Here is a 12,671-nt window from a genome sequence, read left to right as displayed (position 1 = left end):
ATAAGCGTCATATAACTGTAAAGCTGGGCAGCAATCATAAGCCAAACCGCAGCAGGGGTATTGGCATGACAAAGTCAACGCATTATCGCACGGTCTGGTTATCAGACATTCATTTAGGTTGTAAGGACTGCAAGGCCGAGTACTTACTGGATTTTCTGACTCACAACAAAATCGATACGCTTTATCTGGTGGGAGACATCGTTGATATGTGGGCGATGAGCCGTCAGTTTCTATGGCCTAAATCTCATAATGTACTGTTTCACACCTTAATTTCACTATCGACCAAAGGGACCCGGGTGATCTACTTGCCGGGCAATCATGATGAACCGGTGCAAAAGTACGATGGCATGATGTTCGGTGACATCGAGATCCACCGCGAATATATCCATACCACCCTGGCCGGGAAAAAACTGTTGTTATTGCACGGTGACCAGTTCGATCAGGAAGTTTGTTTTGGCGCCTTTCATAGCTGGATTGGCGACAAGCTATATGATTTATTGCTGTTTCTTAATCGCTGGTATAACCGGGCCAGAAACATGCTGGGCTTTCCTTACTGGTCATTGGCAGGCTATATCAAAAGCCGGGTAAAAGGTGCCAATGAGGCCATCGACCGCTATAAACAAGCTTGCATAGCACGAGCCCGCGAAATGGGGCTGGATGGTGTGGTGTGTGGCCATATTCATCACCCGGAAATAGACGAACAACAGGGAGTCACTTATTGCAATGACGGTGACTGGATTGAGAACTGCTCGGCACTAACCGAGAATAGCCAGGGTGAATTACAACTGGTGTATTGGGCTAAAATAACGGCCAGTGAGAAGTTACACCGTATTTCGGTGCGTCAGTCATCATCGGGTAAACAAAAGGCAGCTTAATTGGGTGTGGATGTTGTCATAAAACCGCCATCAATCTGGAATATTTCGTTCATAAAGCATCACTAAACTGTGCAAGGTGAAAACCTCTCATGGATCCATTCAAACAGGTGGTGCTTTATGTTTACCGTGGCCGATGTATTACACAAAAATTATCCGCAGCTGGAACAGAAACCCTGGTTATCCAAACCGGTTAATCTGCTTCTTCGTCATCTACTGCACGAAAAAGAATGTATCGAATTTGGGGAAATTTATCCGCACCTGCAAGGGGTGGAATTTATTGAACAAGTGCTGGAGTATTTTAACTTTAGCTATTCTGCCCGTGAGACCGAAAAGGAACGTATTCCAGCTCAGGGACGTATTGTGATTATCGCCAATCATCCAATTGGTTCATTAGATGGATTGGCATTGCTCAAACTGTTGGCGGATATTCGCCAAGATATTAAGGTTGTCGCCAACCAGATGTTAATGGCCATTCAGCCGTTGCATTCGATGTTATTACCGGTCAATAACATGCAGGGCGGGACGCCCAAGGACTGTATTCACAATATTCAGGCACATCTTGAAAATGAAGGTGCGGTGATTATTTTTCCGGCCGGTGAGGTGTCACGACTTAGTCCCGGTGGGGTGCGTGATACTGACTGGCGTAGTGGTTTTTTACGTATTGCCAAAGCCGCTAAATCGCCTATTTTGCCGATTTTTATGGATGGTAAAAACTCCCCATTGTTTTATGGGTTATCGATGATTTACAAGCCGTTGGCAACAGCCATGCTGGTCAAAGAAATGTTTAAGCAGCGTAGTAAGCACTTACCTATTCGTATTGGCGAGCTCATTCCCTACGAGTCATACGCGCATAGTGGTATTTCTCTGACTCAGCAGACCAAGTTGTTCAAGAAACACCTATACCGCATTGGTACCGATAAAAAATCCATTTTCCAGACTCAGAAGGCCATCGCGCCCGCAGAAAACCGAAAAGAACTACGTAAAGCCATTCAGTGTGAATGTGAATTATTGGACGTAACGCCGGATAACAAAGAAATCTATCTTTATCAGTATCAGGGCAGTTCGCCCATTTTGCGTGAAATTGGCCGTTTACGCGAAGTGGCGTTTAGAGCGGTCGGGGAAGGCAGTAATCTACGTCGTGATATTGATCGTTTTGACAATGACTATTATCACCTGTTGTTGTGGGACAGGGACGAGATGGAAATAGTCGGTGCCTATCGCTTTGGCAATGCCAAAAAGTTGTTAGATGAACAAGGTAAAGCTGGCTTATATTCGGCCAGTTTATTTAACTATGGCGAGTCAATGGATGCGTATTTTGAGCAAGGGCTGGAACTGGGGCGCAGTTTTGTCCAGCCCCGCTATTGGGGAAAACGCAGTCTTGATTATTTATGGATAGGGATTGGTGCATTTTTACAACGTCATCCCCACTACCGCTATTTATTTGGCGCAGTAAGCTTAAGTAATAGTTATCCCGCTGCGGCTAAGGATTTGTTGATCCAGTTCTATACCTTGTATTTTGGTTCTACGGCTAGCATCGCTGAATCCAAGTCTCCTTATTCTTTGCCACCTGGACTGGAGTCCGCATTTAGTGGCGAGGATTACAAAAAAGATTTCACCACCCTTAAGCATTTATTGGCCAATATGGGAGTGGCGGTACCGACTTTATATAAGCAATATACGGAATTATGTGAGCCCGGAGGCGTGCAATTTTTAAGTTTTGGGGTAGATCCCGATTTTAATGATTGCGTAGACGGTCTGGTATTGGTGGATTTGGATAAACTGAAGGAAAAACGTCGTTTACGTTATATGCCACATCGACATGCATCAACAATCGCGGCCTAAGGAAAGTCCAACGCATTGGATAAAATGTTGATAATATAAAGGTCTGTAAATTTTGTTGTGGACGTTGTGGATTGTTACGCCTTTGGATCAACTTATTTTTGTTGCTGGTTGGATGTTGGAGCATCGTTTGTCTGGCCGATCCTGCCAAGTTCGACATAAAGGGTATCGACGATTCTTCAATTCAACAAAATGTGTTGGCGCATTTACAAATACTGGATGCGCCAAGTAATGAATTTCAATTCGAAGACTTTCAACAACAGTCGATTAAAGAAGCCAATCGGGCGGTACAGGTTTACGGCTACTACCAAGCTAACATTACGGCGACGCGCAAAGATCTGGTCGGACGGCAATGGCAACTTAATATTATTTTAGGTCCAGCGACTCAAGTTGAACAATTAACCTTACAGTTAGTCGGTGCCGGTCAAGAGGATAAAGTATTAAACAAACTCCTGACGGAATTACCGTTAACTCAGGGAATGCGCTTGAATCATGGTTACTATGAACTAAGTAAATCCCGTCTGCAGAGCTTGGCGCTAGCGCGAGGCTATTTTGATTTCCGTTTTAGTCAGCATGAAATCAACGTGGATAAACAAGCCAATAGTGCTGAAGTTATTCTGGTTGCTGATACCGGTCAGCGTTACCGGTTTGGCGATATTCAATTGCCGGAAGAAGAGCGCACAATGGCATTGGTCAAGCAGGTAATGCCATTTAAACAAGGTGACAACTATTTGGCTGACAAGTTGGCTGATTTAAGTTTGGCACTCAAGAAAACCCAATACTTCAGGCATGTTTTAGTCAGGCCAATGGTGGCCGAAGCTACCGATTTTAAAGTTCCCATCCAGATCACTTTGATCCATAAACCCAGAGATAATTTTGACATTGGTGGAGGAGTTTCATCGGATGACGTAGGGCCGAGATTTAAAGCCAAATGGGAACGTCCCTGGGTCAATCAATATGGGCATTCAATGGGAGCAGAAATATTCACTTCCAGTATCGAACAGCATTTTTCGCTGGATTATAAAATCCCACTTGAAGATCCAGTTAAGAATTTTGCCAGTTTCCAGCTTGGCTTTCAGGCCTTACAGGATAATGACACCGATAGCCGTAAAATGACCCTAGCGGCACAGCGCCATCGCGAAGTGGGTGAATTTGAATGGCAACGGATTGATTTTATTCGCTACGAACATGAAGAATATCGTCAGGGAAGTGAGCTTCTACGAACCTCCAACCTGTTGATTCCAGGTGTTACATACAGCCGCTTGCGTAGTCGGGGCGGAATCGATATGAATTGGGGCGATAAACAAATGCTCACCATCGAGGTCGCAGGGAAAAATGTCGGCTCGGATGTCAATATGGTGCGGGTCACAGGGTTATCTCGCTGGTTAAGAAGCTACGGTGAGCATCGTTTTTTATTTCGGGTTGAAGGAGGAGCGATTGCCAGCGGTACCTTTGCAGATATCCCTTCAAGTTTGCGATATTTCGCCGGTGGTGATCAAAGTATTCGTGGTTTTGGCTACCGTAATTTGGCGCCTCGTGATGAAAATGGCGAGTTGATTGGGGCACGTTACTTAGCCGTTGCCAGCGCCGAATATTCATACCCGGTAAGTGATGAATGGCGTGCTGCGGTTTTTACTGATGTGGGTAATGCTTTTGATAATTATCATCAAAATCTGGCCACAGGTATTGGAGCCGGAGGGATTTGGTTATCACCGGTGGGGCCGATTCGAATCTATATTGCTCGCGGTCATAGTGATGTGGAAAGCACCTGGCGACTGCATTTATTAATGGGGCCCCTGTTATGATCCGCCAATGGACGCTGCGGATTGCCCTGGCGTTGCTGGTTTTTATGCTGGCACTGCTGGCCTTGTTACTTTCCCCCTGGGGAGCCCGGTTTGTACTGGGAATGGTTGATAATCAGTTAGAACCATTAACCATTGAATACGCTAGTGGCGGCTTGGCGTCACAACTTAAACTGGACAAGTTCAGTTGGCAAGACGATAGCATTCAGTTAACCGTTGAACAGGCCAATCTCAGCCTGGATTTAGGCTGTTTGTTCAGTTTGGATCTGTGCTTTGACCATATTCGCAGTGGTGCAATTACGGTGACATTGCCGGAAGCAGAGGATAAACCGGCTGATGCCAGTTCAGATGAGACGATAAATCTACCGGTAGGGATTAAAATTCGTCAGTTAAAACTGGGGAAACTGAATATCAGTATGCCCAATCAGTGGCAATTAAGTTGGCAGTCACTGGATAGCCAACTTGAAATGGATCGCTCTTTACGGGTTAATAAACTGACGATTGCCGGTTTGGATTGGCAGCAACTGTCGGCTGCCTCCGGGCAACAAAGCCCGTCTCCTGGAGCCTCTTCTTCGCCGTTGGATTTTACTTATCAGCCGATTACCTTGCCACCGGTTAGTTTACCCCTGGCATTTAATTTACAGGCAATTCAACTGACTCCGGTGACGATTAATCTGACCGGCTCGGAACCGATTAAACTGGATGAGGTAAAATTAGCCGCCCATGGCAAGCAGCATAAAATCACCCTATCGCAGTTAGTCATACAACATCAGGAATTAAATCTAAGCGCCCAAGCTCAAGCGAGTCTAACCGGCAATTATCCTTATTCTTTATCGGTTAAAGTTAATAGGGTTAAACAGCCGTATCAGGAGCAAAAACTCTCTGTTAATTCGTCCGGTGATCTTAGCGACGTAAACGCCAATATTGAACTCAGCGGTAAAATGACGGCTAAACTGCAACTGCAAACGGATTTGACCTCAGCCACATTGCCAATGCATGTACAGGCAAACTGGCAACATTTACGTTGGCCGCTGGAACAGCCGCAGTATCAGTCGGCCAGCGGTAAACTATTGCTCGATGGTGATTTGAATCAAGCTCGATTGCAAGCCTCGGCCTTGGCTCAGGGGCAGAGTATTCCTGCTCTGGATATTGAGGTGGGTGCACAGGGTAATCAGCACTCGATTAAGATTGATAACCTGCTGGTTAAGTTGTTGCGGGGCGAGATTCAAGCTCAGGGGCAACTGGATTTGCGCGATCAGATTAGCTGGTTGGGTGGATTGCAAATCAATCATATCCACACGGAGCAGTTCTGGCCTGAGTTACAAAGTAATATTAATGGTTCGCTACAAACCCATGCAACTTACACAGCACAGCAGTGGCACGCAAAATTAACCCAGTTGGACATCACTGGTCAGTGGCAGTCTTATCCGCTAAGTATTACCGGAAATCTCGATGCCGATAGCCAGCAAGGTTTTACGCTGGAGAATTTGTTAATTCATAATGGTGATAATCAGCTCATGCTCGACGGAACACTCGATGCGCAGCAGCAATTGGCTATGCATCTGGATATTCAGGCAGCGGATTTAACCCAGCTAATGCCAGGGTTGGCCGGTGCAGTTACGTTGCAGGGACAAGCCAATGGTAGTCTGGATAAACCATTAGTCGAATTTGAGTTGTCGGCCCAGCAATTACAGTATTCAGAATGGAATGTGGCGCAACTGCGAGGTCAGGGTAATCTGCAGTGGAATGATATTAAGCCGGTTGAATTGAGCTTGCATATGGATAAGGTGACGAGCGCCAATCATCAACTGGATTATATTGATGTTAATCTAGCCGGTAATGCCGACAACCATCAATTAAGCATAGATAGCAGTGGTGAACAAGCCTCCTTCCTGGCGACCCTCCACGGACAGCTGCTAGAGGATCAATGGTTAGGTGAGTGGCAACAAGGCAAGGTGATGTCAAATTATGCCCGTTTGACCTTGCAACAGCCCTTTGATATTCAGCTTGATTGGCAAAAACAACGGTATCAGATTTCTCCTCATTGTTGGCAACAGGAGCAAAGTTCTTTGTGCATTAATGAAGCCGAGTTTTTTCAGGATCAGGCTCATTGGGATATTGCGCTACAAAACTTACCTATCATGCCATTGGTGAGCCGCTTGGTGCCGAGCATGGCGGATATTCAATCCGCGAGCCAATTGAGTTTGCAATTTAACGGGGACTGGGATGGTCAAGGATTGCCTCAAGCTGAACTGCATGCCAGTTTGTCAGCAGATAGCTGGCGAGTGGCACAGGCAGAGAATATTAATTTGGCGATTGATCAATTTGAAATCAACGCTAGCGTCGATCAGCAACAAGCTAATCTAAAGGCGCAGATTAATGGCCAGCAAATTGGTCAGTTAAATCTGGACGTGCAAATTGATCCCCGGCCCGGTGATCGCGCGTTGGCCGGCACGATTAAGCTGAACCAATTTGATCTGCATCCCTTTATGAGTTTGTTACCGTCACTGGACCGACTGGCCGGTGTCATTAATGCCGATACACGTTTGGAAGGTAAACTGACTGCCCCCCTGTTCTATGGCACGGTAAGCATGCATGATGGTGAATTGTCCGGTAATAGTATTCCCGTGGTGGCAACGCACATTGAGCAGAATATTCAGTTACAAGGGCAATACGGAGATATTCAAGGCCGTTATCAGCTTGGTAGTGGCAAAGGGGAAATAGCCGGACGTATTGATTGGTTACCTGAATTTTCTGGCGAGTTAACCATTACTGGCCAAGATCTGGAGTTGACCTACCAAAATATGCTCAGAGGCACGCTTTCACCGGATATTAAGCTAGATTTCGACCCGGCTAGCATTGATGTTAGTGGGCAGGTACAGGTGCCTTACGCACGAATTAAATTACGTGATCTACCCGACAGTGCGGTATCACCGTCCAGTGATGTTGTTATTGTCAATGACGAGAAAAAAGTGAGCCAATTACAACAGCGCTTGAGCTTGAATTTACAGGTTCAAATCGATCCACAAAAACGCAATGAGGTAAAATTGGATGCCTTCGGTCTGACAACCGATCTGCGTGGTGAAATCGACCTACAGCAAGTAAATAATAATCTGTTGGGTAATGGTGAGATTAGTCTGCATAACGGACGTTATCGGGCTTATGGGCAAAATTTATTGATCCGCGATGGACAAATTCTTTTCCATGGCCCCCTTGATTCGCCGCATATTGCCCTCGAAGCTGTGCGCGATCCGGCCTTAACAGCAGATAATGTCACGGCAGGGATTCGAGTTAACGGCAGCGTTGATCGGCCCGAAGTGAGTGTCTTTTCAGATCCCGCTATGGAACAGCCACAAAGCTTATCTTATTTATTACGTGGCCGAGCGCTCGATAGTGGTAATGATGAAGGTCAGGATGCCTTGCTAACGACCATGTTGCTTGGATTTGGTGTGGGGCGTACCGAAAATATGATCGGTACTGTGGGCAGTAAACTCGGTGTCGATGATTTAACTCTGGATACGTCAGGCCAAGGTGATAGCACTCAATTAGCGTTAACCGGCTATATCGCGCCGGGTGTGCAGTTACGTTACGGATTAGGTGTGTTTAATTCGGCTTCTGAAATAGCTTTACGCTACGAACTGATGCCCCAGTTGTACCTTGAAGCCGTCAGTGGCTTAAGTAATGCGCTGGACTTATATTACAGCTTTAGTATTGGTGAAGATAAAGAAGACAAGGACGATAAATCAGAGTGACGGCTTTCAACTGAGATCAATTTCCATCACCACTACCTCGTGACCATTGTAAATAACGGTTTCTAGCAATTGAAAACCCGCTTTGGCGTAAATTCCGCCATCCAATTGCTCCGATTGTAAGTACAATTTGGTGATCCCTGCTTGTTTTGCTCGTTGCAGTAAATCGTTAACCAATAGCCTTGCCAACCCTTGTCCTCTGGCCGTTTCAATCACATAGACGCCACCGATCCAATACTGCTTATCTGGATAAATATCCATTTCGCGGATTTTTAACTGAGCGGCTCCCAATATTTGCTCGCCCTCTTTTGCCAACACCAGTAATGGTGGGGTTACAGATTGCAAATAGGTCGCGACATCTTGTTCTATGGCGGTTAAGTTGCTGGAGGGATTAGATTGTCCCCACTGCAGGTAATACCATCGGGCAATAGTTGGGATGGCTGCGGGATAATCCGCTAATAGGGCTAAGTGAATATGGCCTAACGACAACTTGTTACTCTGCGACTTCTTCGGCTTCAGCCTGTGGATGACTAAAATAATAACCTTGTCCGTAATCCACATTGAGTGCTTTTACTGCCATTAAGGTGGCATTATCTTCGATGTGCTCGGCAATCACCTGAATATGATTTGCTTTGGCCAGCTCAATTAAATGAATGGCAAAGTCTTTGGCTTGTTGATTGGTGGATAATTGCTTTACCAGAGAGCCATCGAGTTTTATACCATCAATAGGCAGCTGTAAAATATGATTTTTATTGCTGGATATGGCTGCAAAGTGATCGAGAAAAACCTTAATTTTAAGTGTTTTACATAGCTGCAAAAATCGTTGAAATGCTTCAGGCTTATTAATCGCGGTTGCGGCCACGACTTCCAGTGTTACGCGTTGTGGATTGGGGTAATCGGCCATATGGTCGATTAAAAAATCGATGAAGCCTTGATCATCAATATCATGCTCGCTGATATTAATGCTCCAATCCATATTAATATCGTGGAAGTATTGGGCGCTGGCATGAAAAATACGCTGTGCCAATTGTCCGAAACATTGTTCTTTTTCGACCAGATTAAGGAATTGGTTGGGTAAATACATTTGTTCGTTTGTGGTGACCAGACGAGCTAAGCATTCATAACTGACGACCGAATTATCATTCAGATTCAGGATAGGTTGAAAGTAGGGAACAATGTTGTCGAGGTCAAAACCTTCTGCGACGGCGGATCTATGCATAATATCCATTCTTAAACATAATGTTGCTACCTATCATATGTCAGATTTTATGATTACCAAAATTCCTATTTTTTATATACAACATTTTTCGGCTGGGCCACATAATAATTGGTCAGATATGCTTATTTGGGGTAAAGTCCGATTTTTTAGCGTTCGAGGAAGCCTGATTGAATAAAGCCCGTGCCAGTATGGAGCACCTGTACCGTGTGTTTACCGCACCGGAAGGTCGGGAGTCAAAGCTTGCTCAAATCGAACAGCATTTATCGGCTAATCTTGCCGATTTCTTATCTCGTCATGTGGTTGCCACCGCGACCTCTCTGGAAGATATAGAGCAACATTTTGATGATTTCACTGTGCCCGAAGCGCCCCAGTTTGTCAGTGATCATGCTGAACAGTTATTGGAAAAGCTGGTGGCGAACTCGGTTAATACCTATTCTCCACAATTTATTGGCCACATGACATCGGCCTTACCTTATTTCCATTTGCCGTTGGCTAAACTGTTAGTGGGTTTAAATCAAAATCTGGTCAAGATTGAGACCTCCAAGGCCTTTACTCCGCTGGAACGGCAGGTATTGGGCATGATGCATCAAATGGTGTATGGCCATAATGAAAGTTTTTATCGGGCGCACCTGCATAGTGCCAATTACTCTTTAGGTGCGTTTTGCTCTGGTGGCACCATCGCTAATATCTCGGCACTGTGGGTGGCACGAAATCAGGCATTACCGGCTGACGGAAGTTTTAGAGGCGTGAGTCAAAGTGGGCTGCATGCCGCTTTGAAGCATTATGGCTATCAGGATATGGTGATTATTACCTCTAAACGAGGCCATTACTCACTGAGTAAAGCTGCTGATGTGCTGGGACTCGGTCGCCAAAATCTGGTCATGTTACCCTGCCCGGAACAAACGCTTGATCCTGAACTGGTATTAGCTGAAGGCTTAAAACTGCAGCAGCAAGGGATTAAGATTCTGGCCATCGTGGGGATTGCAGGAACGACAGAAACAGGCCATGTGGATCCCCTTGAAGAGTTAGCTGATGTAGCCGATCAGTTAGGCTGTCATTTTCATGTTGATGCGGCTTGGGGAGGCGCGACGCTTTTTTCCACCGAATATCGACACTTACTCAAAGGCGTGGAACGCGCTGACTCCGTCACCCTGGATGCGCATAAACAAATGTATGTGCCCATGGGCGCCGGCATGGTGTTATTTAAAGATGCGAATGCCAGTAATGCTGTACGCCATCATGCCGAATATATTTTACGTGAAGGTTCAAAAGATTTAGGTGCCAGTACACTGGAAGGATCACGTAATGGTATGGCGATGATGCTGTACGCTTCAATCCATATTTTTGGCCGTCAGGGGTATCAATTACTGATTGATGAAAGTATTAATAAAGCCCGCCATTTTGCCAATTTAATCAAGCATCATGATCACTTTGAATTAATCACTGAGCCGACATTGTGTTTACTCACTTATCGACTCTGTCCACCGGATGTCAGTCACCAACTGGCTGAGCAGCCAGAAGAAAGTCATCGCTTAAATCAAATTTTGGATAACCTGACTGTTGCGGTGCAAAAACAGCAACGTGAAGCGGGTAAATCCTTTGTATCCCGAACCCGTTTAGCCACAAGCCGTTATAACGGACAAACCATAACGGTTTTTCGTGTGGTGTTGGCCAATCCGTTGACCACATCAGCACATTTACAGGATATTTTGAATGAGCAGCTTGCTATCGCAATGAAAACCGAAAGTTGGAAAAGATTAGAGCACTGTTGTACCACGCCCTAAAATAATAACGGCTAACATTTTGATGAATGTTTAGAATAGCGCTACGCTTGTAAGATGATTTTATCATTCTATTACAAGGATTTATTAAATGCGTAATAATCATCCCGTCACACAACAAGAACGTACATTCCCTCCTTCGCAACGATTAATTTCCTCGACTGATATACAAGGCAATATCCAGCACTGTAATGATGCGTTTGTCCAAATCAGTGGCTTCTCCAGAGAAGAATTGATTGGCCAACCGCACAATATTGTGCGTCATCCAGATATGCCGCCCCAAGCCTTTAAAGTCATGTGGGAGCATATTAAAGCTGGTAAACCATGGATGGGATTAGTTAAAAATCGCTGTAAGAATGGTGATTATTATTGGGTCGATGCGTATGTGACACCGGTGACCGAGAGCGGCAAAGTGGTTGGATACGAATCGGTGCGAAGTTGTCCCAGAAGACAAGATGTTGAGCGGGCTGAAGCGTTGTATAAGAGTATTAAGAGCAATACTGCAAGACCTAATAAGTGGTTGTCGGGTGTAAAAGATAATATTGTCTTAATTGCGGGTTTAGTGGCTGCCATGGTCGGTATTGGATTGTGGCTCGGAGGCATGAATATGGCTGCCTTTGGACTAATCTTGGTGACATTGATTGCCAGCTTATTTTGGTCAAATCGGGGAAATTCTGGCCAGATGGCTGCGTTACTCGAATTGATCCCTAATGCTTTTAAACATCCCCTTGCGGTAGAAAGTTATACCGATACGACAGGGAAACAAGGGGAGTTGCAGGTGGCTATTTTAAGTCAGCGATCCCATTTACTGACTGTGCTGACTCGAATAGAAGATGCGGCTTCACAAGTGTTTGCAAGTGCTAACTCCTCCGCCACCTTATCTGATAACGTGGTAAAGCAACTGGAACAACAACAAATTGAAACCACTCAGGTCGCTACCGCAATGAATGAAATGACTACGACTATTGCCGAGGTATCCAAGAGTGTTTCAGATGTAGCGGATGAAACCAGTAAAGCCGACAAGTTGGCTGATTCTGGCAAAAGTGTCGCGCAAAGTGCTGCAAATGCGATACGTGGCTTGCAACAGTCGGTTGAAACTATTGCCTCTTCGGTGGATGCGTTGGCAAATGAATCGCGCAACATATCCAGTGCCGCCGCCATCATTGAACAGATTGCCGAACAAACCAATTTGTTAGCCCTTAATGCCGCTATTGAAGCGGCCAGAGCGGGCGACCAAGGACGCGGTTTTGCTGTGGTAGCGGATGAAGTCAGACAGCTCGCACAGCGAACCACGGACTCAACTAAAGATATACATCGTGTCATCAGTTCGTTGGCCGAAGTGGCGGAGCAGGCAGTCAAGTCTGCCACTAAGGGACAGCAAGATGCCGAGCATGGCGTTACGCAGG

At 45.6% G+C, this 12,671-nt stretch carries 8 protein-coding genes; 6 read left to right on the top strand and 2 right to left on the bottom strand.

Annotated features, from left to right (window positions below; translation table 11 throughout):
* Positions 1 to 65: 65 nt before the first annotated feature.
* The 4 genes from ACTD55_RS08895 to tamB all read left to right on the top strand — a co-directional run bounded on the left by ACTD55_RS08895 (position 66) and on the right by tamB (position 8,268).
* The gene (locus tag ACTD55_RS08895; RefSeq protein ID WP_438863973.1) at positions 66 to 875 is read left to right on the top strand and encodes a UDP-2,3-diacylglucosamine diphosphatase; all 810 of its coding nucleotides are present in this window, start codon (positions 66 to 68) and stop codon (positions 873 to 875) included.
* Positions 876 to 992: 117 nt separating this feature from the next.
* The gene (locus ACTD55_RS08890; protein ID WP_438863972.1) at positions 993 to 2,717 is read left to right on the top strand and encodes a GNAT family N-acyltransferase; all 1,725 of its coding nucleotides are present in this window, start codon (positions 993 to 995) and stop codon (positions 2,715 to 2,717) included.
* A gap of 71 nt (positions 2,718 to 2,788) precedes the next feature.
* The gene (locus tag ACTD55_RS08885) at positions 2,789 to 4,519 is read left to right on the top strand and encodes an autotransporter assembly complex protein TamA (RefSeq protein ID WP_438863971.1); all 1,731 of its coding nucleotides are present in this window, start codon (positions 2,789 to 2,791) and stop codon (positions 4,517 to 4,519) included.
* The gene (gene tamB / locus ACTD55_RS08880; RefSeq protein ID WP_438863970.1) at positions 4,516 to 8,268 is read left to right on the top strand and encodes an autotransporter assembly complex protein TamB; all 3,753 of its coding nucleotides are present in this window, start codon (positions 4,516 to 4,518) and stop codon (positions 8,266 to 8,268) included. Before ACTD55_RS08885 ends, tamB begins: the two co-directional genes overlap by 4 nt.
* 6 nt (positions 8,269 to 8,274) lie before the next feature.
* On the opposite strand, the gene ACTD55_RS08875 is transcribed toward tamB, so the two are convergent.
* Both ACTD55_RS08875 and ACTD55_RS08870 read right to left on the bottom strand, forming a co-directional pair.
* Positions 8,275 to 8,754, bottom strand: coding sequence for a GNAT family N-acetyltransferase (locus tag ACTD55_RS08875; RefSeq protein WP_438863969.1), 480 nt, complete (start codon positions 8,752 to 8,754; stop codon positions 8,275 to 8,277).
* Positions 8,755 to 8,758: 4 nt separating this feature from the next.
* Positions 8,759 to 9,484: an EAL domain-containing protein gene (locus ACTD55_RS08870; protein ID WP_438863968.1), complete on the bottom strand. Its 726-nt coding sequence runs from the start codon at positions 9,482 to 9,484 to the stop codon at positions 8,759 to 8,761.
* A gap of 167 nt (positions 9,485 to 9,651) precedes the next feature.
* Here ACTD55_RS08870 and panP point away from each other — a divergent pair, with 167 nt between their 5' ends.
* A complete protein-coding gene (panP, locus tag ACTD55_RS08865) occupies positions 9,652 to 11,268 on the top strand; it encodes a pyridoxal-dependent aspartate 1-decarboxylase PanP (RefSeq protein WP_438863967.1) in 1,617 nt (538 codons plus the stop codon).
* 88 nt (positions 11,269 to 11,356) lie between these two features.
* A partial coding sequence (locus ACTD55_RS08860; RefSeq protein WP_438863966.1) for a methyl-accepting chemotaxis protein occupies positions 11,357 to 12,671 on the top strand: 1,315 nt, incomplete at its 3' end.

This window comes from Neptunicella sp. (assembly GCF_048268085.1).
GTDB lineage: Bacteria > Pseudomonadota > Gammaproteobacteria > Enterobacterales > Alteromonadaceae > Neptunicella.
Note: the sequence above shows the minus strand (reverse complement) of the source record. Positions and strands in the feature narration are given on the sequence as shown.